The sequence below is a fragment of the Actinoplanes campanulatus genome (assembly GCF_014647795.1).
Lineage (GTDB): Bacteria > Actinomycetota > Actinomycetes > Mycobacteriales > Micromonosporaceae > Actinoplanes > Actinoplanes campanulatus.
This window is the reverse complement of the sequence record NZ_BMPW01000013.1, coordinates 73,642-96,411: the sequence shown is the minus strand read 5'-3', so window position 1 is coordinate 96,411 and position 22,770 is coordinate 73,642. Positions and strand designations below refer to the sequence as shown.

The following is a 22,770-nucleotide window of genomic DNA, read 5'->3' as shown; positions in this document are numbered from 1 at the left end:
CACAAGTCTAGGCACGACTATTTCCGCGCCGTTTCTGTGATGGAACGACAGCGGCCCGGCACCCCACCGGGACGCCGGGCCGTTGCTCGCCTGGGTCTACGCGGTCTTCCTACGGGGCCGCGAGCGGACGTTGGACAGGACGGCGAGCAGCACGCCACCCGCGAAAATCATCGTGCCCATGACGTTGACCTGCGGCGGCAGGCCGACCCGGGTGGAGCCCCAGATCCACAGCGGGAACGTCTGCGTGGTGCCGGCCGTGAAGTTGGTGATCACGAAGTCGTCGATGGAGAGCGCGAACGCGAGCATCACGCCGGAGAGGATGGCCGGCAGGATGATCGGGAAGATCACCTTCCAGAACGTGGTCCACCCGCTCGCCCCGAGGTCGGCCGCGGCCTCCTCGAGGGACCGGTCCAGGGTCACCACCCGGGCCCGGACCACCACCGCCACGAACGACACCGAGAACATGACGTGCGCGATGGTGATGCTCACCGGGCCCAGCGGTGCGCCCAGCGAGACGAACAGGCTCAGCAGCGACGAGCCCATCACCAGCTCGGGCGAGGCGATGGCCGCGAACATCAGCAGGTTCAGCGCGCCGGCTCCGCGGAACTGCCAGCGGCCCAGCGCGTACCCGATGCCGGTGCCCAGGGCGCCGGCGATCAGGGCGGTCGCCACCGCGACCAGCAGCGACACCACCAGTGCGTCGGTGAGCGCTTCCAGGGCGAAGACCTCGCCGTACCACTTGAGCGTGAAACCCTGCCAGGTCTGGTTGTACCGGCCCTGGGGATCGTTGAAGCCGAACAGGATCATCACGGCGATGGGCAGGACGAGCCAGGCGATCAGGATCCAGGTGTAGACGTGGAGCAGGCGGTCGCCGCCGATACGGAGTCTCATCGGGCCGCCACCTTCATGACGTCCTCCGTGCCCAGCGCCCGGGCGTAGGAGAAGACACCGATCAGCAGCACCGTCATCAGGGTGAAGGACAGTGCCGAGGCCGACGGGTAGTCGGAGTTCGAGAGGAACTGCGACTGGATGACCTGGCCGATCATCGTGGTCTCGGAACTGCCGAGCAGCTCCGAGTTCACGTAGTCGGAGGTGGCCGGTACGAAGGTCATCAGCACGCCGGCGAACACGCCGGGCAGCGCCAGCGGGAAGATGACCTTCCGGAACGAGGTGAGGGGGGACGCGTACAGGTCCCGGGCCGCCTCGACCACCCGCGGGTCGATCCGCTCCAGCGCCACGTAGATCGGCAGCACCATGAACGGGAGGAAGCTGTACACCAGGCCGGCGATGACCGCGGTCGCCGTGCCGAGGACCTGGAAGTCGGCCGGGAGCAACCCGGCCTCCTTCAAGGGGTGCAGCAGCACGCCGTCGTCCGTGAGGAGCATCCGCCACGAGATGGTGCGCAGGACGAACGACACGAAGAACGGCAGCAGGATCAGGAACAGGTAGGTCGCCTTCTTACGGCCTCCGTAGAAGGCGATCCAGTATGCGACCGGGAACGCCAGCACGATCAGGACGACCGACGTGATGGCGCCGTACACCAGCGAACGGATCAACTGGGTCTGGTAGGCGGAGATCGAATCCACATAGTTCTGCCAGTGGCCGGTGAAGACGAACCCGTTGACGATGTCGCCCTCCTGCAGCGACAGCGACAGCATGGTGGCCATCGGTACCGCGAAGAACAGCAGGAGCCACAGCCCGCCGGGAAGGACCAGCAGGTAGGGGGTGAGTGTACGTTTTACCCGGTCCATCGGTTACCCCAGCACGATCGGTTGGAACACCCGCTCGAAGTCCTTCTTCTCCTCCGCGGTGTTGAAGTCGACGTAGTAGTGCAGGCGGTCGTACTCGGCCTCGCCCGGGAAGACCAGCGGGCTCTCCGCGACCGAGAGCAGGTAGGCCTTGTCCTCGCCGGTCAGCGCGGCGGCGTGCTTCTTCATCTGCGCCTGCGCGGCCGGGACCGGGCACACGTAGTTGATGTACTCGGCGAGCGTGGTGGCGTTCTCCAGCTCGTAGAGGAAGTCCATCAGCATGATGGCGTCGACCGGGTTCTCCGCGGTGACCGGGATGGCCATGTTGTCGGTCCAGATCGTGGCGCCGTCCTCGGGGATCACGAACTTGAAGTTCGTGCCGTCGGAGACGTTCTTCTGGAAGACGTCACCGGACCAGGCCATCGTGATCCAGACCTCGCCCTTGCCGAGCGCGTCGACGTAGCTCTGGTCGTAGTAGTTGCGGACGATGCCGGCGTCCTTCTGCTTCTTGAGCTCCGCCGCCGCCTTCTGCCAGTCCGCCTCGGTCGACTTGGCCGGGTCGATGCCGGCCGCGAGCAGACCGAAGTTGCCGAGCTCCTGGAGGTCGCGGAACATGCCGACCTTGCCCTTGTACTTCGGGTTCCACAGGTCGGACAGCTTGGTGATCGGTTCCTTGATCTTGGCCGGGTCGTAGGCGATGCCGGTGATGCCGGACGCGTACGGGATGCTGAACACGTTGCCCGGGTCGTACGACGAGCTCGCGTACGACTTGGCGGCGTTGGCCGCGTAGTTGGGCAGCTTCGCGTGGTCCAGCGGCGCCAGGAAGCCGGAGTCCCGGAACTGGCCGAACTGGCTCGAGTTGGTGATGACCATGACGTCGTAGCCGATCGACTGCCCGGCGGACAGCTGCGGCTGCACCTTGGCGAACCAGGGCGCCATCTCCTGGATGACCTCGTCGTAGGTGACCTGGATGCCGGTCTTCTGCGTGAACTTCTTGAGCTCGGGCTTCTTCGGGTCCATGTAGAGCGGCCAGCCGGCGAAGTTGAGCTTGCCGTTCTGCGTCTTGTCAGCCCAGAACTTGGCGACGGCGTCGGGCGCCATACTGGCCTGCGGCTTGCCCTTGCCCTCCACCCCGCACGCGGCGAGGAATGCGCCCATCGCCGACAACCCGCCGAGGCGCAGCGCGTCACGGCGGCCGAGCCGGGAGCGCGTCATGCCTCGCAGGAGGGAGGGATCCGGCTTATTGGACTGGAACATCAGACTCCGATCGGGTACGAGTGCTGCGGGGCCCAGGTGAGGAAGACGCGCTCACCACGAGACGCGACGTCCTCTGCATCGTGAGCATTCTGATCGAACACCACGAGGTCGGTTCCATCGGAGGTCGCCACTGTGTAGTTGGTCGAGGTGCCGTGATAGACCACCTCGGTGACCGTGCCGGAGAGCAGGCTCCCGGTGACGCCGGAGGGCAACGTCCGATGTAGGTCGATCTTCTCCGGGCGCACCGAGACCTCCAGGTCACGGCCGACCGGCACGGTGCCCGGCACAGGCACCACGACCCGCTCGCCGGAGCCCTTGTCGATGACCGCGTAACCCTGGTCCGCCCAGCTCACGCGGCCGTCGATGAGATTGGAGGTGCCGATGAAGCCGGCCACGAACCGGGTCGACGGGCGCTCGTAGATGTCCCGTGGCGAGCCGAGCTGCTCGATCAGGCCGCTGTTCATGACCGCGATGCGGTCCGACATGGTGAGTGCCTCACCCTGGTCGTGGGTGACGTAGACGAAGGTGATGCCCACCTCGCGCTGAATCCGCTTCAGCTCGATCTGCATCTGTTGGCGCAGTTTGAGATCGAGCGCGCCGAGCGGCTCGTCGAGAAGCAGCGCCCGCGGGTGGTTGACCAGCGCCCGGGCCAGCGCGACCCGCTGCTGCTGACCGCCCGACATCTCCCTGGGCTGCCGCTTCTCCATGCCGGTCAGCGAGACGATCTCGAGCATCTCGCCGACCCGCCTGGTGATCTCGGCCTTGGCGACCTTCTTGCGCTCCAGGCCGAAGGCGACGTTCTGCCGCACGGTGAGATGCGGGAAGAGGGCGTACGACTGGAAGACCATGTTGACGTCACGCTTGTTCGGCGCGACCCCGGTCACGTCCCTGCCGTCGAGCATGACCCGGCCGGCGGTCGGCTCCTCGAAGCCGGCGACCATCCGCATCGTGGTCGTCTTGCCGCAGCCGGACGGGCCGAGCAGCGAGAAGAACTCCCCCTGCCCGATCGCCAGATCCAGGCTCCTGACGGCGGGCACCGCCTCACCGTGCGACAGGTAGTCCTTGCGCACGCCGACGAACTCGATCGCCGGATGAGCGGCCGACTTGGGGGGAGAAGTGGTCATCTATCACCTCGAGCAGGGCGGATTAGGCATCTGGGGTGGGGTGGATCAACCGTTGAAACTCATCACGTGCTTGATCCGGGTGTACTCCTCGAACCCGTACATCGAAAGGTCCTTGCCGTAACCGGAGTGACCGTATCCGCCGTGCGGCATCTCGGAGACGAAGGGTAGGTGGGTATTGATCCACACGGCGCCGAAGTTCAGGCGCCGGGAGACCCGCATGGCGCGGCCGTGGTTCTGCGTCCACACGCTGGCGCTCAGCCCGTACCGGACGTCGTTGGCGCAGCGCACGGCCTCGGCCTCGTCGGTGAACGTCTGGACGGTGATGACCGGGCCGAAGATCTCGTCCTGGATCATCTCGTCCCGCTGGCGCAGACCGGTGACCACCGTCGGCTCGAAGAAGTAGCCGCGATCACCGATACGGTGCCCGCCGGCGGCCACCTCGGCGTGCGCCGGCGCCCGGTCCAGGAAGCCGGTGACCCGCTCCAGCTGGTTCGCGTTGTTGACCGGGCCGAAGAACGCGCCGGGGTCGGACGGGGCGCCGGCCCTCGTGTTCTTGGCGGCCTGGGCCAGGGCGGCGGTGAAGTCGCCGACGATCCGCTCGTGCACCAGCACCCGGGTGGCGGCCGTGCAGTCCTGGCCCGCGTTGAAGAAGCCGGCGCCGGCGATCGCCTCCGCGGTGGCGGCGATGTCGACGTCGTCGAAGACCACGACCGGCGCCTTGCCGCCGAGTTCCAGGTGGACCCGCTTCAGGTCGGGTGCGGCCGCGGCGGCCACCTCCATGCCGGCCCGGGTGGAGCCGGTGATCGATACGAACTGGGGGGCCGGGTGGGTGACCAGGGCCCGGCCGGTGTCGCGGTCGCCGCAGACCACGTTGAGCACGCCCGGCGGCAGGAACTCACCGGCGATCTCGGCCAGCAGCAGCGTGCTCACCGGGGTGGTGTCCGACGGCTTGAGCACCACGGAGTTGCCGGCCGCGAGCGCGGGGGCGAACTTCCACACGGCCATCACCATCGGATAGTTCCACGGGGTGATCTGTGCGCAGACGCCGATCGGCTCACGGCGAACGAAGGAGGTGTGGTCCCGCAGGTACTCCCCCGCGGACTTCCCTTCCAGGACGCGCGCCGCGCCGGCGAAGAAACGCAGCTCGTCCAGGAGCGGGCCCATCTCCTCGGCGCGGGTCGCCGCCACCGGCTTGCCGGTGTTGCGGACCTCGGCCGCGATGATCTCCTCGGACCGCGCCTCGATCGCGTCGGCGATCCTCAGGAGCGCCCGCTGACGCTCGGCCGGGGTGCTGTCCCGCCACGTCTCGAAGCCCGACTCGGCGGCCGCCACCGCCTTCTCGACATCCCGCGGCGAGGAGACCGGGGCCTGCGCGTAGATTTCCCCCGTGCTGGGGTCGATCACCGGGGCCGTGACGCCGTCCTCGGTGTCGGTGTAGGCCCCGGCGACGAAGTTGCGCAGCACGGGAGAAGGGGTGCTCACAGGGATTCAGGCCTTCCGGTCAAGGGGCGATCTCACCCGGACTGGAGGGACCTTGTCACACCGGCGAGTGAGCTAGCAAGGGAATCCGAAGTAATTTCCAGAGTTGAAACGGAATCAGAATCTCCGATCCCGTTCCAACGACGCAATCCGGTGTTTTAGGCGGTGTATTCGTCGGCCACGGTGAGGGCCTCGTCGAGGATCGCCAGCCCCTCGCGCAGCTCCTCCGCGGAGATCGTGCACGGCGGCACGACGTGGAGCCGGTTGAAGTGGACGAAGGGCCAGAGCCCCCGCTCCTTACAGGCGGCGGCGACCGCGTTCATCGGCGCGGCGGCCGGGCCGGCGGCGTTGAAGGCTACCAGCGGCTCCCTGGTGGTCCTGTCACGCACCAACTCGATGGCCCAGAAGACCCCCAGCCCGCGCACCTCGCCCACACTCGGGTGCTTCTCCGCGATCCGGTGCAACGAAGGGCCGATGATGTCGTCGCCGAGCGCGCGGGCGTGCTCGACGATCCCCTCCTCCTTGAAGATCTGCATGCTGGCCACCGCGGACGCGCACGCCAGCGGGTGCCCGGAGTAGGTGAGTCCACCCGGGAACGGCCGCTCCCGGAACGTCTCGGCGATCTCGTCGGAGATCACCACACCGCCCAGCGGCAGATAGCCGGAGTTGACCCCCTTGGCGAAGGTGATCAGGTCGGGGGCGACGCCCCACCGGTCGACCGCGAACCACTCGCCGCACCGGCCGAAGCCCGCCATCACCTCGTCGGCGATGAACACGATGCCGAACTCGTCGCAGATCTCCCGGACGCCGGCCAGGTAGCCGGGCGGCGGCACCAGAATGCCGTTGGTGCCGACCACGGTCTCCAGCAGGATCGCGGCGATCGTGGCCGGGCCCTCGAAGACGATGGTGTCGCGCAGGTGCTGCAACGCGCGCTGAGTCTCCTGCTCCGGGCTCTCCGAGTGGAACGGCGACCGGTAGGGGTAAGGACCCCAGAAATGTACGACCCCGATCGCGACCGGCTCGTTCGGCCAGCGCCGCGGGTCGCCGGTGGCGGTGATCGCGGTGGCGGTGGAGCCGTGGTAGCTGCGATAGGTGGACAGCACCTTGTGCCGGCCGGTGTGCAGCCGGGCCATCCGGATGGCGTTCTCGTTGGCCTCGGCGCCGCCGTTGGTGAAGAACACCTTGTTCAGGTCGGCGGGGGCGATCTCGGCGATCATCCGGGCCGCCTCACCGCGTTTGTCGTTGGCGAAGGCGGGCGCAATGGTGGCGAGTTTGGCGGCCTGCTCCTGGATCGCCTCGATAAGACGCGGGTGCTGGTGCCCAATGTTGATATTGACGAGCTGAGACGAAAAGTCCAGATATTTACGGCCGGAGTAATCCCAGAAGTGGCTGCCCAATGCTTTCTCCACCGGCAGCGGGTCGATCAGGCCCTGCGCGGACCAGGAATGGAAGACGTGGGCGCGGTCATCGGCGCGCACCTGGAATTCGTTCGTCACTTCGTTTGCCACTTCGTTCGTCACTTCGGTTGCCACTTCGGTCGCCACTTCGGTTGCCACAAGATCATCCTCATCGGGTCTGCGGGAAGCCGAGGTCGATGGACGAGGTGCCCGGGTCGGGCCAGCGGGCGGTCACGACCTTGCTGCGGGTGAAGAAGTGGATGCCGTCCGGGCCGTACATGTGGGTGTCGCCGAACAGCGACGCCTTCCAGCCGCCGAACGAGTAGTAGGCGACCGGCACCGGGATCGGCACGTTCACGCCGACCATGCCGGCGTTCACCTCGAACTGGAACTGCCGGGCCGCGCCGCCGTCCCGGGTGAAGATGGCGGTGCCGTTGCCGTACTCGTTGTCGTTGACCAGCTGGACGGCCTCGGCGTAGGTGTCCACGCGGACGATGCTCAGGACCGGGCCGAAGATCTCGTCGGTGTAGACCGTCATCTCGGGGGTGACGTTGTCGAGCAACGTCGCACCGAGGAAGAACCCGGGCCGGTCCGAGATGTCCCGTCCGTCGGCGATCACCTTGGCGCCGGCGTCGGCTCCGGCGGCGATGTAGCCGGCGACCCGGTCACGATGCTGGGCGTTGATCAGCGGGCCCATTTCGCTGTTCGGGTCCGTACCATCGCCGATCTTGATCTTCGGAAGTCGCGCCGCGATGGCCTCGACCAGCGGATCCGCGATCTCGCCGACCGCCACCACCACCGAGATCGCCATGCAGCGCTCGCCGGCCGCGCCGTAGCCGGCACTGATCGCCGCGTCGGCGGCCGCGTCCAGCTCGGCGTCCGGCAGGACGATCATGTGGTTCTTCGCGCCGCCCAGGGCCTGCACCCGCTTGCCGTGCGCTGTACCAGTCTCGTAGATGTACTTCGCGATCGGCGTCGAGCCGACGAAGCTCACCGCGGCGACGTCCGGGTGCGTGAGAAGCGCGTCGACCGCCTCCTTGTCACCGTGCACGACGGTGAAGACACCCGCCGGCAGACCGGCCTCGGCCCAGAGCGCGGCCAGCCAGTTCGCCGCCGACGGGTCCTTCTCGCTGGGCTTGAGCACGAAGGCGTTGCCCGAGGCGATCGCGGTGGCGCACATCCACAACGGGACCATGGCCGGGAAGTTGAACGGGGTGATGCCGGCGACCACGCCGAGCGGCTGGCGGATCGAGTAGACGTCCACCCCGGTGGCGGCCTGCTCGGAGAAGCCGCCCTTCATGAGGTGCGGGACGCCGGTGGCGAACTCGACGTTCTCCAGGCCACGGGCCACCTCGCCGGCCGCGTCGGCGAGCACCTTGCCGTGCTCGCGGGTGATGATCGCGGCCAGCTCGCCGGTGCGGGCGGCCAGCAGCTCGCGGAACCTGAACAGCACCGCCGAGCGCCTGGAGAGGCTCGCCTCCCGCCACGCCTTCGCGGCCTCCCTGGCGCTGGCGACGGCGACCGCGACCTCGGCGGCCGAAGCCAGGTCGACCTGAGCGATCTGCTCGCCGGTGGCGGGGTTGAAGACCGGGCCGACCCGGCCGGACTCGCCGGCACGCTCCGCGCCGCCGATCCAGTGCGCAATGTGAGTCATGCCGCCGAGGTTATGTGACGGCACTAGACCGAACAATGCTCCGGTTGTACTGTCACAAAATGTTCTACCAGGCCGTCATCGAGCGGTTGGCCGAACCCGGCGCACGCGGTCTCGCCGAGGCGGTAAGCCGCGCCGTCGGCGAGGGCGCCCTCACCGGAGGCACGAAACTGCCGCCCGTGCGCTCGGTCGCGGCCGAACTGCACCTCTCCCCCAGCACGGTCAACGCGGCGTGGCAACTGCTGCGACGGGCCGGCACCATCCGCACCGACGGACGACGCGGCACGGTCGTCGCCACCCCCGGCGCCGGTGGGCCCGGGCGCTACCGGGCCGCCCTGCGGCAGACCACCGGATTCGGGCTCGACCTGTCGACCGGCGTGCCGGATCCACGGCTCCTGCCCCCGATCCCCGCGCTGCACGGACTGTCCCCGGCGCCGACCAGCTACCTCGACGAGCCGGTTCTGCCCGAGCTGGGCGCGCTGCTGCGGGAGCGGTGGCCGTACCCCGCCGAACGTCTCGCGATCTTCGACGGGGCGATGGACGCCATCGACCACGTGGCCTCCACGCTGCTGCGCCTCGGCGACCTGGCCCTCGTCGAGAACCCCTGCTTCCCCCCGCTGCTCGACCTGCTCGAAACGCTCGGCGTGACAGTGGCCGGCGTCGGCACCGACGCCTCCGGCATGCTGCCGGACCAGCTCGCCGCGGGCCTGGCCCGGCGGCCCGCCGCCGTCTTCCTGCAACCCCGGGCCCTCAACCCCACCGGCGCGTCGTGGTCACCGTCGCGGGCCGGCGCGCTCGCCGAGGTTCTCGCTCAACATCCCGAGGTGTACGTGGTGGAGGACGATTCCGCCGGTGACCTGGCATCCGGGCCGCTCCTGTCGATGGGGTCCAGGCTGCCCCGGCAGACCGTGCACGTGCGCAGCTTCTCCAAGTCGCACGGGCCCGACCTGCGGCTCGCGGCGGTGAGCGGGCCGGCCACCGTCCTCGACCCGATCCTGGAGCGGCGACTGCTCGGCCAGGGGTGGACCAGCCGGCTCCTGCAACACCTCCTGCTCAGCCTGCTCACCGACCCGGCGTCGATCGCGGCCGTGCGCGCCGCCCGGGACGAGTACGCCCGACGGCGGCGCCTGATCACCACCGGCCTCGCGGCGTCGGGCATCGAACTGCCGCCCGGCGAGGGCCTCAACATCTGGCTGCCGGTCGCCGACGAGCAGGCCGCGTTGCTGAGCCTGGCCAGCGCCGGAATCGGGGCCGCCGCAGGCATCGCCTTCGCGGTCGGGCCGGGCATGACGCCGCACCTCCGGGTGACCGTCGGGCTGGTCACCGAAGACCACGCGGCGGTGGCGGACCATTTGGCCAGGGCCGCTCAGGCGGCGGCCCGGCCGATCCCCCGTTGACCTTCGCCATCCCGTTCCCGTCCCCGCGCCCCGCCGGTCACTGCGCCGGCCGGAAACTGTCGAACACCAACTGGAGATCCCTGCGGGACTCGTCCCAGACGTCGTCGCGGGTCTGCCAGTAGAAGCCGTAGGCCTTGTCGTCACGTACCACCGTGCCGCGGTTGTTGACATGCTGGCGGGCACCGCCGCGGTCGAAGGTGAACTCCCAGTCGGCGGCCTTCCGGAAGTAGTCCACCGCCGCGATCTTCACCTCCCGGTAACCCGGGAAGTCGCCTCCCGACACCCGGTTCCGGGCCTGCCCACGCCAATCGGCCACCGGGTTCGACCGAGGCTTGTTCGTCTGATCGATGCCGAGAACCTTGCCGTCCCCACGGAAGTAGACGATCGTGCCCTCCTTCGTCCGCCTCCAGCCCTTCGGCACGTACAGCGAGAAACCCGTCCTGTCCGTGTACAGCTCCCAGCCGGCCGGCAGCACCGGTCGCCCGTCCCCCTCCTCCGGAGACGGCGATGGTGACGGCGCCTGAGCGTTCTGGGTGGCCGGCGCGCTCTCCGGGGCCCGCGACGGAGCCGCTTCGGGGGTGCCCGCCGTAGCGGTAGCGCCCGCCTCCTTCTCGTCCGCCGCCGGGGTTCCGCCGCCCCGGCCGGTGATGAGCCAGATCCCCCCGGCCAGAAGGACCACGACGATCGCCGCGGCCACCAGAATCAGGCGACGAGGCCGGCCGGGCGCCGTCCGAACCGTCGACAGCTCGCCACGACCGGCCGCGCCCTGGATTGTCGCCACTCCTCGGGACACGCCGCCGCCCACACGGTTCGCCCCACTCACCGGCTCGCCATCGACCCTGGTAGGAGCCTCCGCAGCGCCGGACCCATCGTCCGCGCCGCCGCCGGACGCGCCGCCGTCAAGCGCGGCTCCGCCGGGCGGGGCTCCGTCTACCACCGTGTCTGGCTCTCGGGCGCCCTTTCCCGCAGCGTCCATCGATCGGCCGCCCACATCGAGCGCCGCGTCAAGCCCTGACGCCGCAGCGTCCCCCGGCCCGCCATCCACATCGAGCGGCGCGTCAAGCCCCGGCCCCGCAGCGTCCCCCGGCCCGCCACCCGCATCGAGCGCCGCCTCGAGCCCCGGCCCCGCAGCGTCCCCCGGCCCGCCACCCGCACCGAGCGCCGCCTCGAGCCCCGGCCCCGCGGCGTCCTCCGACCGGCCGGCCTCCTTGGTGCCGCCCGCAACTGCTGCGCCCAGGCCCACGACGTTGGCGCCCCTGTCGGACAGTGCCTCGTCCTCGGATGCCTGAGCGCCACCGGCGGTAGCTCCTTCCTCGGCCGCCGAAGTGTGGGCGACATCTGACGCCGCCGCACCACCGTCATCCACGACCACCGGAGCCTGGACATCGTTCGACCCCGCTGTGCCGCCTTCACCCATGGCCGCGGGAGGTTGCCCGGCCGCCGCTACCGCCTCGCGATGCGGTCCGGTGGCGGCCACGGACGCCCGACCGCCGCCGGGCTCGCCCTCTCCGGTCGCGCCGGCCGCGCCTGCGGCCGGCAGTGGATCGCTCGCGGCCCGTGGGTGGGGAACTCTGCCGGTAGCCCGCCGGATCGGTCCGGCCATGCCACGGCTGCTGTCCGGCGACAGGTTGGCGAGGATGGCGCGGAGACGGCTTTCGGCGTCCTCCGCGGTGAGGCGGATGGCCGGATTCTTCCTGAGCAGACCGTCGAGCAGCGGCCGAAGCGGACCAGCGTGCTTCGGCGGGTCAGGCTCCTCGGTGGCCAGGGCGGCGAGGGTTGCCATGGTGGAACCTCGCTGGTAGGGCGCGTGGCCCTCGATGGCCGCGTACAGCGTCGCGCCGAGCGACCACAGATCGGCCTCCCGGCCGCTGGCTCCGCTCTGCGCCCGCTCCGGGGCCATGAACTGCGGCGAACCGACCAGGATGTCGGAACGGCTGATCACTCCGTCGTCGTCGACGGCCGCGATGCCGAAGTCGGTGAGCAGCACCCGTCCGTTGTCGGCGAGCAGCACGTTCGCCGGTTTCACGTCGCGGTGCTCCACACCGAGCCGGTGTGCGGTACGCAGGGCGGCGAGGAGGTCCAGGCCGATCCTCGCCACCCGGTACGGATCCAGCCGCCCCTGCTCGGCGATCTCCTCCCGCAGCGACCGTGACGGCACGTACTCCATGACGATCCAGGTGCGGTCGGCGAGTTGCAGCACGTCGTACACCTGGACGACGTTGGGGTGACTGATCCGGGCCGCCGCGCGCGCCTCCCGGAGCGTGCGCCGAGCGGAACTCGCGCCGTCCCCACCGAGCGGCTGGTCGATCTCCTTGATCGCGACGTCCCGCTGCAGGGTCTCGTCCCGGGCGAGCCGAACCTGCCCCATTCCTCCGCGGCCGAGGCTCTCGCCCAGCCGGTACCGTCCGGCGAGGAGCACAGGCGCATCAGGCATGCGCACCGTTATACCCGCCAGGCGCACCCGTAATGCGAGCCCCCCATCCGTCCCACACGGCACATCGGACATGCCTCCGCCCTCAGTCCGGACGGGCGCTGCACGAGCCCCGCACCACCGTCGTCCCACCCCGTCCTTCTCTCTTCGCCACAGCACAGCCTTCCCGCTGCGCCGCCCCTCTTGACGCCGGCCCGCTACCAGGATCACTTCGGGGTACGCCATTTCACTGCGCCGGCTGACCACTGGCATCACACGTCACTCGTCAGGTCGCCAGGCCGGCCGACGATTGGCGGCGGACCAGGCGGGCGGCCGGGATGGTGGCGGCGCCGACAGCGAGAAGCAGGCACGTCAGCACGGTGGCGGCGAGAACCGGCCACGACACCAGGACCGGCACGTCCTGGCCGGTCTGGGCGCTGAGGGAACGCGCCGATCCGGCGATCGCGATCAACCCCGCGGTGCCGCCCAGCAGGGAGCCGATCGCCACGGCCAAGGTGGTCTCCAGGGCCACCGCCCGGAGAACCTGGCCGCGGGTCGCGCCGGCCAACCGAAGCGCCCGATAGTCGGAACGCCGGTGTCGGGCCGTCATGAGCAGCGTGTTGGCCACGGTGATCGCCCCGGCACCGGCCGAGACGGCAAGCAGCAGAAGGGTGAAGACGCCGATCAGCCGGTCGTCCTCAGCCTCGATCTGGCGGGCCAGGTCGGCCGGCGCCGCCTTCCGGGCTCCGGGACCGGGCGCGCTGTCCGGCGCCGGATAGGCCGCGGGAGCGAGCGCTGACGGATCGTGCTTCCGGACCGTGTCGCGAGCCACGATCAATCCGGACGTGAACGGGCCTGGTGGTGCTGTCCCGGTCACCCGCAGTGTCTCGGTCGATCCGTCGTCGAACGTCACGATGACCTGGCCGGGAACCGAGGCGCCCCGCTCCGTCTCCGTCCCCGCGACCAGGGCCGTCCCCTGGGCGACCCGCTCGTCGCCGATGACGGTCACGGCACGCTGGCCGAGGTAGGCGGTGGTGTCGAGTGGGGCTTCGGGCGCGACACCGTCGTGCAGGCCGGGAGTGCCGTCCGGCACCAGGATCTGTCCCGCCGGGACGGTGGCCGCGCGCTCCGAGTCGAAGGCGGCGTTCGAGGTCTGGACCGTGCCGGTGACGAACACCGCGAATGCCACGGTGAACAGCACGGGTGCGGCGGTCGATGCGGTGCGCCGCACGGCGGTCCGGGCACTCTCCCGCGCCAGGGTGGTGATGACCCCCGAGAGCGGTGCGAGCAGCATCCGGATCAACGCGGGCACCACGGCCGGTGCGAGCAGCGCGAACGCCGCGATCAACGCCATCGCGCCGAGCAGGGCGTACGTCCCGAACTCCCGCATGTCACCGGAGGCCGCCGCCGCGGCGCCGGCAGTGACCGCGGCGGCGCCGGCGACCGACCCGAACGCCCAGCGCACGCGGCTCATCGCGCGTTGCTCCAGTTCGGCGACCCGCAGCGCCTCCAGAGGACCGACCCGTGACACGCGGCGCGCCGCGGTCATGGTGCCGGCCAGCGACAGCAGCGGGCCGACGGCGAGTGCTGCGGCGAGCACTCCCGGGTCCCAGCGCACCGTGTATCCGGCCGGCTCCAGACCGGCCGCCACCAGGACAGCGGCCAGTGGCACGGCGGCAAGCGACCCCAGAAGCAAACCCACCGCTGACGCCACGGCACCGAGCAGCAGTGCCGACCGGTAGAGCATGGCGCGGACCTGCCGCGGAGTGGCGCCCACCGCTCGAAGCAAGCCGATCTCGCACCGGCGCTGGTTCACCTCGTAGGCGGACGTCGACGCCACCAGGAACACACACGCGAACCCCGCGACCGCGGCGGTCGCGGTGAGGATCTGCATGCCGATCCAGCGAGTCCGGGCGTCGGATCGCGGCTCGGCGAGCCCTCGCTCGTCGCCGGTCAGCACGGTCCCGTAGGCACCGACCGCGGCCTGGAGCGCCACCGGATCCGCGGCTCCCTCGACGCTGATCGCCCGGACCCCCGGTGCCAAGCGACCCGCCGCCGCCTCCGGCAGATGGACGCCCGGCCAGTCGGTGTGCCCGGTGACCAGCCACTGCTCCGGACCGGCCCCGGTCAGCAGGGTCATCGATTCGCCGACCGCGACACCCAGCTCTCGGTCGACGACGGCCCCGGCCTGGTCCGTCCCGTGCCAGGCGTGCCCGTGAATGCTGTCGGCGACCGCGCGGCCGTCGAGCACCGGCTGCGCGTAGAAGTCGCGGTCGACGGTCACACCGGTGACTCCGGGCACCGCACGAAGGCGCTCCACCAGCGACGCCACGGTTTCGGCCGGCCAGGGCACCGGCTCGGCGAACTCGTCGGGCCGGTTGTCCGGCGCCGGGCTCTGCACCACGGCGGCGGAGCCGGCGAAGCGATCCGGAACTCGTGGCCGGCCCGACGTCAGCAGCAGCAGGAACGTGGTGACGATGAACGTGCCGATCAGGACCGCGACGAATGTGCCGGCCCGGCCCCGGGTCAGCACGACCGCTCCAGCGCGGTCATCCGGTCCGCCACACCGGCCGCGTCCACACCCGTCAACTCGTCGGTGATCCGCCCGTCCACCATGAGCACCACTCTATCGGCGACAGCGGCCGACACCGGATCGTGGGTCACCATGACCACCGTGCGCCCGTGCCGGTCGACCAGCTCACGCAGCAGCGTCAGGACCTGATGGGAGGTGCGGTTGTCGAGAGCGCCGGTCGGCTCGTCGGCGAACAGCACCGCCGGCCTGGTGAACAGGGCCCGGGCGATCGCAACCCGCTGCTGCTGGCCTCCGGAGAGCTCGCGCGGGCGGTGCCCGATCCGGTCCGCTAGCCCGACCTCGGCGAGGGCCGCCCGCACCCGTTCGCTGTCGGCCCGCCGTCCGGCGAGCCGTAGTGGCAAAGCGACGTTCTGTGCGGCGGTCAGCGAGGACACCAGATTGAAATCCTGGAAGACGAAGCCGACCCGGTCCCGTCGCAGCCTGGTCAGCGCGGTCTCGTCCAGCTCTCCCAGGCGCGTCCCGGCGATCGTCACTGCTCCCGATGTCGGCGGCTCCAGCCCGGCCGCGCAGTGCAGAAGGGTCGACTTGCCGGAGCCCGAGGGCCCCATCACCGCGGTGAAGGTGCCCTCGTCGAAAGTGGCGGTCACCCCGTCGAGCGCGGTCACCGGGCCGGCGCCACCGTCATACGTCTTGCCCACGTCATCCAACCGGACTGTCATGCCCTCTCCTCGGGTCGCGGTGCTGGAATCGAGGTTCGCGGCTCGGTGCGCGGAAGTCGTCGGGCCGTGGGCCGATTTGCGGCGTCCGACCACGGGTGGGCGTGAAGCGCCAGGTCATACCAGGGTCTGACCGACTGTGGACCGACGCGCTCCGGCGACGTCGATGGCTACGCTCGCTCCGTGCCCGCTTCGTCGTTCCTGACACTGCGCCCCGGTCCGGTGGCGCGTTTGGCCGCGGATCTCTCACTCGCCGCCGGTGCCGGTGTGCTGTGCTGGTATGCGGCGGCGGAGACCCGAGCGGACCGGCTGGCGGAACCAGGCTGGCTGGCCGTGGTCGCGGCGACCGTGATCAGCGCGCCGCTCGCCGTCCGGCGCCGGTGGCCGGTCTCGGTGGCCGTCGCCGTCGCGGTGGCCACGACCGCGCTCCTGGGCACCGGGATCATCCCGGATTACGCCTCGCCCGCTCCGCTGCTCGTCGTCGGCGCCGCGCTCTACAACGTCGGCCGTCACGTGGCCGGCTCGCGAGGGCAGTGGACGGCCCTGGGTGCGTCGGCGCTGTTGCTCTGCGGTGTGGTGTTCGGAAGTTGGTATGGGACCCGGACACCGGAGAATCCCGGGCTCGCCGGGATGGCGTTCACCACGCTGGTGTGTGGCGCCAGCTGGGCTGTCGGATGGACGCTGCGGGAGCGGCGACGCCACTCCGAGCTGACAGCCGCGCAGGCGACCGCCCGGGCGGTCGCCGAGGAAAGACTGCGGATCGCCCGGGAGATGCACGACGCGGTCGGGCACAGCCTGAGCCTGATCGCGGTGAAGGCGGGCGTCGCCAACCACGTCGCCCGGCAGCGGCCGGAGGAGGCGCTCGCCGCCCTCGAGGTGATCGAGTCGGCGAGCCGGAGCGCGCTTGCCGAGTTACGGCGGACGGTCGGCGCGTTGCGGACCGAGCCGGTGTACGACGTGGCCCCGACTCTGCGGGACCTCACCGGGCTCGCCGACCGTGCCCAGGCCGCCGGGGTGGCGGTGGACCTGGACGTCCACGGGAGCCGGGACCTTCCCGAGCCGGTCGCGCTGGCCGCCTACCGCATCGTCCAGGAGTCGCTGACCAACGTGGTCCGGCATGCCGCCCCGGCGACGTGCCGGGTCGACGTCCTGGGTGCCGTCGACCACCTGCGGATCGAGGTCACCGACGACGGCAGACGGCATCCCGCTCCGGCGGTCGGCGGGACAGGCCTCGCCGGGATGCGGGAACGCGTCGCGGCCCATGGCGGCACGTTCAGCGCCGGCCCGCGTCCCGGGGGCGGTTACGCCGTCGTCGCAACCCTGCCGTACGGATCACCGTCGTGACCGCCCCGGGGACGCCGATCCGGGTGCTGATCGTCGATGATCAGGCGCTGTTGAGAGCCAGCTTTCGGCTGCTCCTCGACACCACGCCCGACCTGGTGGTGGTCGGCGAGGCCGGCACCGGAGAGGAGGCGGTCACGCTGGCACGGCAGGAGAAGCCGGATGTCATCCTGATGGATATCCGCATGCCGGACATGGACGGGATCGAGGCCACCCGCCGGATCTGCGGTTCGGCCGCCAACCCGGGGACCAGGGTCCTCATCCTCACCACGTTCGACTACGACGAGTATGTCTTCGCCGCATTGCGGGCCGGTGCCAGTGGCTTCCTTCTCAAGGATGTGGTGCCAGCCGACCTGATCACTGCTGTCCGGGTGGTCGCCGACGGCGACGCGCTACTCGCGCCGGCGATCACCCGGAGGCTGATCGCGCACTTCGCCGGTCTGCCCGAGCCTGCCGGACGACCCTCCACCGACCTGGAGAACGTCACCGATCGCGAATGTGAAGTGCTGTTTCTGGTCGGCAGCGGCCTCTCCAACCTGGAGATCGCGTCACACCTGCAGCTCAGCCTCGCCACGGTAAAAACCCACATCGGGCGGCTGCTCGCCAAGCTACAGGCGCGCGACCGAGCCCAGCTCGTCATCGTCGCCTACGAAACCGGCCTGGTGATCCCAGCCAGGTGAGTCGGCCCTTCGCCACGGGGTTCGGCACAGCTCCGGTCCAAAGACCGGAAGGCGCGCCAATCCGATGGTTCATCACTTTTCTGGCATTTCGGGAGAGCGGAAGGGCGATTAGTCAGCATTAGCCGGGGTACGTCTGTCGCGGAGAACCGTGCAGGACGGAGGGGGACGATGACCCACACAGACCCACGAATCGACCAATCGACCGCGGAGTTGGTCAGTCAGCTCAGTGAGCAGGTGACCACCCTGGCTCGGGACGAACTGGCACTCGCCCGGATCGAGATGGTCGAGAAAGGCAAGAAGGCCGGAAAGGGCGCGGGTCTGCTCGGCGGAGCCGGGGTGATCGCGCTGTACGGGATGGGCGCCCTGCTGTTCACCGCTGTTGCGGCCCTGTCGCTGGTCATGCCGATGTGGGCGGCCGCCCTGACCGTGACGGTGATTCTGCTCTGCGCCGCCGGGATCACGGCGATCGCCGGCAGACGGGAGATCCGAGAGGCGGTGCCGCCGACTCCTGACGCGGCGATCGCCAGCGGCCGCAAGGACGTGAACGAGTTCATGGCGGCTGCCCGGCGTGGGACGCACGCATGAACGCCTCCAACGGCAACCGCGCAGAGGCACGCCGGTCCTCCGCCAGCCACAACCGGCCCAAGCCGGGCCCACCAGCATCAAGCCGGGCACCCGACAACGCCGCCCCGACGGGCGATACGGGTAAGGCGCCCACGACCACACCGGCCGGCAGTCGTAAGCCGAGCACGGGCGATGTGACCGGACCTTCGGGGGCGAGCTCGATGAGCAGGTCGGCGACAGACAAGCCGACCAGCGGTATGCGGAGTGATCAGGCTGGCGCCCAGAACGTCCCGGCCGCACACACCAAACCCGAACCCGGATCAGGCGCACACAGCAAACCGACACCCGGACCTGGGACACACAGCAAACCGACACCCGGACCTGGGACACACAGCAAACCGACACCCGGACCTGGGACACACAGCAGCTCGACACCCACAACGGGTGCGCACGGCGCCGCATCCCCGGCATCGGGTTCGCACAACACCAAGGCAACGGAGCAGAGTTCACACAGCACCGTGACTCCGGGACCGGCCTCACGCAGCACGGTGACCACCAGCGCCGCCGGGACTGCGGGAGAGGCCACAGGAAACGCGCCGCCCGCGGGGGGCGCCTCATCGGCGGGTGAAGGTACCGCGCGTTCCGGTAGTTCGGGGACGCCCAAACCCACATCGTCGCCGGCTAGCATCCCGCCCAGCCACACGGAACCTCCACGCAAGGCCGGCACACCCAAACCGGCGCCGCCGCCCGCAGCCACCTCGGGGCATCGATCGTCGCCCACCGGTGCGGTGGCTAAGCCGACTCCACCAGTGGGTGCCGGGCAACCGGGCAGCGATTCAGGACAGTACGGCGGCACGGAGACACCCGACACCCCTCCGCCGACCACCGGCGGAGAGCACTCCGGCAGGCCGGGAACGCAAAAGCCGGCCTCACCCACGCTGGCTCACTCGGGCGCCTCAACCACGCCTAGAACAGGTCATCACACTACAAAAATAAGCAAAGAGGGCACTACAGCGAGCGGCACCCGAGGGCCCGAGCCCACACCGCCACGCTCGGAGTCCGGTAGCCCATCGCCAACGGGCACGAGCGCGGCAGCCAAACCCACACCACCGGCAAGCTCCAGGACCGGCAGCCCGCCGACAACAGGCACCAACACGTCGACCAAACCAACACCGCCATCCAGGGCCGGTCGCCCGTCGGACACGAATGCGCCCAAGTCCACCCCACCGATGGGCGCGGGCGAATCGGCAACGGCATCGGGTACCGGTGCGATGGCCAAGCCGCCGCCGTCGAGCGTCGCGGCGAGTGGTCACTCGAGGCCGGGCACCAGCTCGCCCGAGGCTGCCAAGGAGCGGGCGACGGGCCGGGCGACCGTGCCCACGCCGGGCTCGACGGCAGCGGCGGGCGCAGTTGGAAACGGCGCCATGTCCGGCGCTGGAGCCGCTTCCAACGCTGTACCGGGGACGAAAAGCCCCGCCGGAGCCCACGTCGCAGACATGAGCACCAGCGCACCTGGAACGCAGACGGCGGCCACCCGGCCTGCGCATGATGTGGAGACGGCTGAGCCCATCGCGACATCGAGTACGGCGAGCACGCAACAGCACGGCGCGCCTCCGGCCAGCGCCCACGCGGAACGGAAGGACGAGCAGGACAAGACCCCGACCACCGCGGACACAGCGCGGAACAACACATCCGACAAGACCTCCACCACCGCAGAGGCAACGCCGAACAACACACCCGACAAGACCCCGACCACCGCAGACGCAACGCCGAACAACAAGCGGAGCGAGGAAGTGCACGCCGCGGCGGAGCGAGTCCGCAACGGTGAGGGTGGGGACGCCTCGGAGCGGGCCGACGCACTGCGCGCCGAGATCGAGCAGACCAGGGCCGAACTGGGCGAGACTGCGGCGGCCCTGGCCGCGAAGATGGACGTGCCTGGGAGGATCAAGCAGGCCGCGGCCGAAAAGAGCGGACAGATCGCTGACACCGTGGCGGAGAAGAGCGGGAAGGTCTCCGACACCGTGGCCGAAAAGAGCGGACAGATCGCCGCGACGGTCGCGGACAAGAGCAGCCGACTGGCGGAGTCGGCGGGCAACCTGGCTTCGAAAGCCGAACCGGCCCGGCTCAAGGAGGCAGCGGGCGACGTGATGGGTTCCCTGACCGGCAAAACCGGGCAGCATCACGGCCATCGGGCGGCTGATCCAGCCGAGCACGGCGGAATGCGGCAGGCCACGGCGGAGACCCGCACCCACCTCGCCGAGAGCGCCGCTGATGCGGCGGAGCGCGCCACCACCGCGATCGGCACTTTGCCCGGGCGTGCTTCCGAGGCGATCGGCACAATGCGCGAACGCGCTTCGTCGGCGATCGGCGCGATGCCGGACCGGATGCCCGACAAGCGGAAGCGCTACGTCTGGATCGGCGTAGGTCTGGTGGTCGCCGCAATCGCCGTGGCGGTCATCCGCCGAAGACTCCGCTGATCGTTCGCTGACGGGCCCCGCCGTACCACGGCGGGACCCCGTCCCCTCACGACGTGGCCCGTAATATCACGGCAAGCCCACGGCACCCCGGCGAGCCCACCGCAGCGGGCAAGGCCACCGCAGCCGGGCAGCCCACCGCAGCTCGGCAAGCCCACCACACCCCGACAAGCCCACCCGCTCCCCGGCAAGGCCACCGCAGCCGGGCAGGCCACCGCAGCGGGCTGCCCACCACACCCCGGCAAGCCCGCCGCACCCGGGCAGGCCACCGCACCCCGGCGGGACTCGTCGCAACACGGCAAGGACCGTAGGTGCTCGATCGCCCAGCGTGCGGAATGTTGCCAGCCGAATGCGAGCCGACTGTTCCCATCATGCGAACCGGCATGAGTAGCAGATCAGCCGACTCGGCGAGGTCACTGCCATGAGTGGACGGCCGAGCTTCCACGAAGAATGGGCTGAAACAGCTACGAACACAGCGATCCGATAGGGACGCGGGCGAAAGTGTCGACTACGCCGCCCCGGCCATCGGCGGCGACCACAAGGACGCCGCACCGAACACGCTGACGCCGAGCACGGCAACTGGGCAGGGCCGCGGGCGGAACAGCGGTACGCCACGCGGCCGGAAGGACACTGGCGGAGCGGCCGGACGCCCGCACCCGGACGCCCCGGACACGAGCAGAGCGGCCGGACGCCCGCACCCGGACACGGACCCGCCGAGGAAGGCGCCGCACCGCCGGGTGGGCCGATGCGGGAAAGACGGCGGACGGCGCGCCGGCGACAGGAAGGCACGTAGGCGGCCAGCCGAGGGCGAGCCTTGAAACGTCTCACAAGACACCACGGGACAATTGGCCTGCTCGAAGTGGAAATCAAGGGCACCCGGAGAATCAACTCTTGACCCTGCCCTAACTGCCTCGTAACGTGAGTCACACCTCAGCTAGAACGTTTCAAGAACTCCTCTTCGGGAGGCTTCATGCGCCCTCGGTTCACCGCCGCCGTCGTGCTCACCACGACGGCCGCCATAGCTCTGTCCGGCTGTACCAAGAAGAACGACACCGACACGGCCGCTTCCAGCGGGTCCGGCGATAAAACGTACAAGGTGGCCTTCGTCCCGAAGTTGCAGGGTGTCCCCTACTTCGAGGCGATGAACGCGGGTGGCAAGGAGGCGGCCGCCGCGCTCGGCAACGTCGAATGGCTCTACCAGGGTCCGACGCAGGCCGACGCGGCCGCCCAGGCCGACATCGTCCGGTCGTACATCCAGCAGAAGGTCGACACCCTGATCGTCGCCCCGAACGACCCGGACTCGATGGCCCCGCTGCTCCAGCAGGCCAAGGACGCCGGCATCCACGTGGCGACCGCCGACACCGACGCGCCGAGCAGTGTCCGGGAGGTGTTCGTCAACCAGGCCACCGCGCAGGGCATCGGCGAGGGGCTGACCGACGCGCTGCTCAAGGAGATGGGCGGCAAGGGCAAGTATGCGATCGTCTCCTGTGGCCAGACCGCGGAGAACCTGAACGCCTGGATCAAGGTGCAGCAGGAGTACACCAAGACCAAGTACCCGGAGGCGACGATCGTCGACGTGGTCTACGCCGGTGAGGATCAGGCGAAGGCCACCCAGATGGCGACCGACCTGATGAACGCGCACCCGGACCTGACCGGCCTGGTCGGCGAGTGCACCTCGTCCGCGCCGGGTGTGGCGCAGGCGGTCAAGGACGCCGGCAAGATCGGCAAGGTCTTCACGGTCGGCCTGGGCACGCCGCAGGCGATGAAGCCGTACCTGCAGGACAAGTCGTCGAGCGCGGCGATCCTCTGGGACGTCGAGAACCTCGGCTACCTGACCGCGTGGGCCGGCGCGCAGATCGCGCAGGGCAAGCCGTTCGCGGCGACGAACAACGTGTCCAGCGAGCTGTCCGCGGTCGCCTACACCGAGGCCGACAAGATGCTGCTGCTCGGCCCGGCCCTGGCGATCACCGACCAGAACGTCGACAAGTTCAACTACTGA

Annotated in this window: 16 protein-coding genes; 6 read left to right on the top strand and 10 right to left on the bottom strand. The window is 70.0% G+C overall.

Features of this window, described 5'->3' with window-relative positions; translation table 11 throughout:
* Positions 1 to 96: 96 nt before the first annotated feature.
* The 7 genes from IEZ13_RS24810 to IEZ13_RS24780 form a co-directional block, all read right to left on the bottom strand.
* Positions 97 to 891, bottom strand: a complete 795-nt coding sequence (locus IEZ13_RS24810; protein ID WP_183222105.1) for an ABC transporter permease — start codon at positions 889 to 891, stop codon at positions 97 to 99.
* A complete protein-coding gene (locus tag IEZ13_RS24805; protein ID WP_183222104.1) occupies positions 888 to 1,751 on the bottom strand; it encodes an ABC transporter permease in 864 nt (287 codons plus the stop codon). The genes IEZ13_RS24810 and IEZ13_RS24805 overlap by 4 nt, the downstream gene beginning before the upstream one ends.
* A 3-nt stretch (positions 1,752 to 1,754) precedes the next feature.
* Positions 1,755 to 2,963 carry a polyamine ABC transporter substrate-binding protein gene (locus tag IEZ13_RS24800; RefSeq protein WP_183222103.1) on the bottom strand — a complete coding sequence of 403 codons (1,209 nt, stop codon included), beginning with the start codon at positions 2,961 to 2,963 and terminating at the stop codon, positions 1,755 to 1,757.
* Between the two features lie 41 nt (positions 2,964 to 3,004).
* Positions 3,005 to 4,129: an ABC transporter ATP-binding protein gene (locus tag IEZ13_RS24795; RefSeq protein ID WP_183222102.1), complete on the bottom strand. Its 1,125-nt coding sequence runs from the start codon at positions 4,127 to 4,129 to the stop codon at positions 3,005 to 3,007.
* A 45-nt stretch (positions 4,130 to 4,174) separates the two neighbouring features.
* Positions 4,175 to 5,611 (bottom strand): gamma-aminobutyraldehyde dehydrogenase, encoded by a 1,437-nt coding sequence (locus tag IEZ13_RS24790; protein WP_183222101.1) that lies wholly within the window; start codon positions 5,609 to 5,611, stop codon positions 4,175 to 4,177.
* 155 nt (positions 5,612 to 5,766) lie between these two features.
* Complete coding sequence (locus IEZ13_RS24785) at positions 5,767 to 7,104, bottom strand: aspartate aminotransferase family protein (protein ID WP_183222100.1); 1,338 nt, start codon at positions 7,102 to 7,104, stop codon at positions 5,767 to 5,769.
* A 70-nt stretch (positions 7,105 to 7,174) separates the two neighbouring features.
* Complete coding sequence (locus IEZ13_RS24780) at positions 7,175 to 8,659, bottom strand: CoA-acylating methylmalonate-semialdehyde dehydrogenase (RefSeq protein ID WP_183222099.1); 1,485 nt, start codon at positions 8,657 to 8,659, stop codon at positions 7,175 to 7,177.
* A 59-nt stretch (positions 8,660 to 8,718) separates the two neighbouring features.
* On the opposite strand from IEZ13_RS24780, the gene IEZ13_RS24775 reads away from it, so the two are divergent.
* Positions 8,719 to 10,053 carry an aminotransferase class I/II-fold pyridoxal phosphate-dependent enzyme gene (locus IEZ13_RS24775; RefSeq protein WP_229794974.1) on the top strand — a complete coding sequence of 445 codons (1,335 nt, stop codon included), beginning with the start codon at positions 8,719 to 8,721 and terminating at the stop codon, positions 10,051 to 10,053.
* Positions 10,054 to 10,090: 37 nt separating this feature from the next.
* Here IEZ13_RS24775 and IEZ13_RS46755 read toward each other — a convergent pair whose 3' ends face one another.
* The 3 genes from IEZ13_RS46755 to IEZ13_RS24760 all read right to left on the bottom strand — a co-directional run bounded on the left by IEZ13_RS46755 (position 10,091) and on the right by IEZ13_RS24760 (position 15,715).
* Positions 10,091 to 12,559 carry a serine/threonine-protein kinase gene (locus tag IEZ13_RS46755; RefSeq protein ID WP_306421540.1) on the bottom strand — a complete coding sequence of 823 codons (2,469 nt, stop codon included), beginning with the start codon at positions 12,557 to 12,559 and terminating at the stop codon, positions 10,091 to 10,093.
* 190 nt (positions 12,560 to 12,749) lie between these two features.
* The gene (locus IEZ13_RS24765; RefSeq protein WP_183222097.1) at positions 12,750 to 14,996 is read right to left on the bottom strand and encodes an ABC transporter permease; all 2,247 of its coding nucleotides are present in this window, start codon (positions 14,994 to 14,996) and stop codon (positions 12,750 to 12,752) included.
* The gene (locus tag IEZ13_RS24760; protein ID WP_183222096.1) at positions 14,990 to 15,715 is read right to left on the bottom strand and encodes an ABC transporter ATP-binding protein; all 726 of its coding nucleotides are present in this window, start codon (positions 15,713 to 15,715) and stop codon (positions 14,990 to 14,992) included. Before IEZ13_RS24760 ends, IEZ13_RS24765 begins: the two co-directional genes overlap by 7 nt.
* 180 nt (positions 15,716 to 15,895) lie before the next feature.
* Here IEZ13_RS24760 and IEZ13_RS24755 point away from each other — a divergent pair, with 180 nt between their 5' ends.
* From IEZ13_RS24755 to IEZ13_RS24735, 5 genes are all read left to right on the top strand, one after another.
* Complete coding sequence (locus tag IEZ13_RS24755; RefSeq protein ID WP_203833821.1) at positions 15,896 to 17,056, top strand: sensor histidine kinase; 1,161 nt, start codon at positions 15,896 to 15,898, stop codon at positions 17,054 to 17,056.
* Positions 17,053 to 17,733 (top strand): response regulator, encoded by a 681-nt coding sequence (locus IEZ13_RS24750; protein ID WP_183222095.1) that lies wholly within the window; start codon positions 17,053 to 17,055, stop codon positions 17,731 to 17,733. Before IEZ13_RS24755 ends, IEZ13_RS24750 begins: the two co-directional genes overlap by 4 nt.
* Before the next feature lie 168 nt (positions 17,734 to 17,901).
* Complete coding sequence (locus IEZ13_RS24745; protein WP_183222094.1) at positions 17,902 to 18,318, top strand: phage holin family protein; 417 nt, start codon at positions 17,902 to 17,904, stop codon at positions 18,316 to 18,318.
* Positions 18,319 to 19,793: 1,475 nt separating this feature from the next.
* Entirely contained in the window at positions 19,794 to 20,774 is a 981-nt protein-coding gene (locus IEZ13_RS24740) for a DUF3618 domain-containing protein (protein WP_183222093.1), read from the top strand.
* Positions 20,775 to 21,741: 967 nt separating this feature from the next.
* The gene (locus IEZ13_RS24735; RefSeq protein ID WP_183222092.1) at positions 21,742 to 22,770 is read left to right on the top strand and encodes an autoinducer 2 ABC transporter substrate-binding protein; all 1,029 of its coding nucleotides are present in this window, start codon (positions 21,742 to 21,744) and stop codon (positions 22,768 to 22,770) included.

What these genes read in the sequence shown, in the direction of transcription:
- IEZ13_RS24810 (WP_183222105.1), bottom strand. Translation starts at nt 891, where the DNA reads ATGAGACTCCGTATCGGCGGCGACCGCCTGCTCCACGTCTACACCTGG.
- IEZ13_RS24800 (WP_183222103.1), bottom strand. Translation starts at nt 2,963, where the DNA reads ATGACGCGCTCCCGGCTCGGCCGCCGTGACGCGCTGCGCCTCGGCGGG.
- IEZ13_RS24745 (WP_183222094.1), top strand. Translation starts at nt 17,902, where the DNA reads ATGACCCACACAGACCCACGAATCGACCAATCGACCGCGGAGTTGGTC.
- IEZ13_RS24805 (WP_183222104.1), bottom strand. Translation starts at nt 1,751, where the DNA reads ATGGACCGGGTAAAACGTACACTCACCCCCTACCTGCTGGTCCTTCCC.
- IEZ13_RS24760 (WP_183222096.1), bottom strand. Translation starts at nt 15,715, where the DNA reads ATGACAGTCCGGTTGGATGACGTGGGCAAGACGTATGACGGTGGCGCC.
- IEZ13_RS24775 (WP_229794974.1), top strand. Translation starts at nt 8,719, where the DNA reads ATGTTCTACCAGGCCGTCATCGAGCGGTTGGCCGAACCCGGCGCACGC.
- IEZ13_RS24795 (WP_183222102.1), bottom strand. Translation starts at nt 4,129, where the DNA reads ATGACCACTTCTCCCCCCAAGTCGGCCGCTCATCCGGCGATCGAGTTC.
- IEZ13_RS24740 (WP_183222093.1), top strand. Translation starts at nt 19,794, where the DNA reads ATGAGCACCAGCGCACCTGGAACGCAGACGGCGGCCACCCGGCCTGCG.
- IEZ13_RS24735 (WP_183222092.1), top strand. Translation starts at nt 21,742, where the DNA reads ATGCGCCCTCGGTTCACCGCCGCCGTCGTGCTCACCACGACGGCCGCC.
- IEZ13_RS46755 (WP_306421540.1), bottom strand. Translation starts at nt 12,559, where the DNA reads ATGTCCGATGTGCCGTGTGGGACGGATGGGGGGCTCGCATTACGGGTG.
- IEZ13_RS24780 (WP_183222099.1), bottom strand. Translation starts at nt 8,659, where the DNA reads ATGACTCACATTGCGCACTGGATCGGCGGCGCGGAGCGTGCCGGCGAG.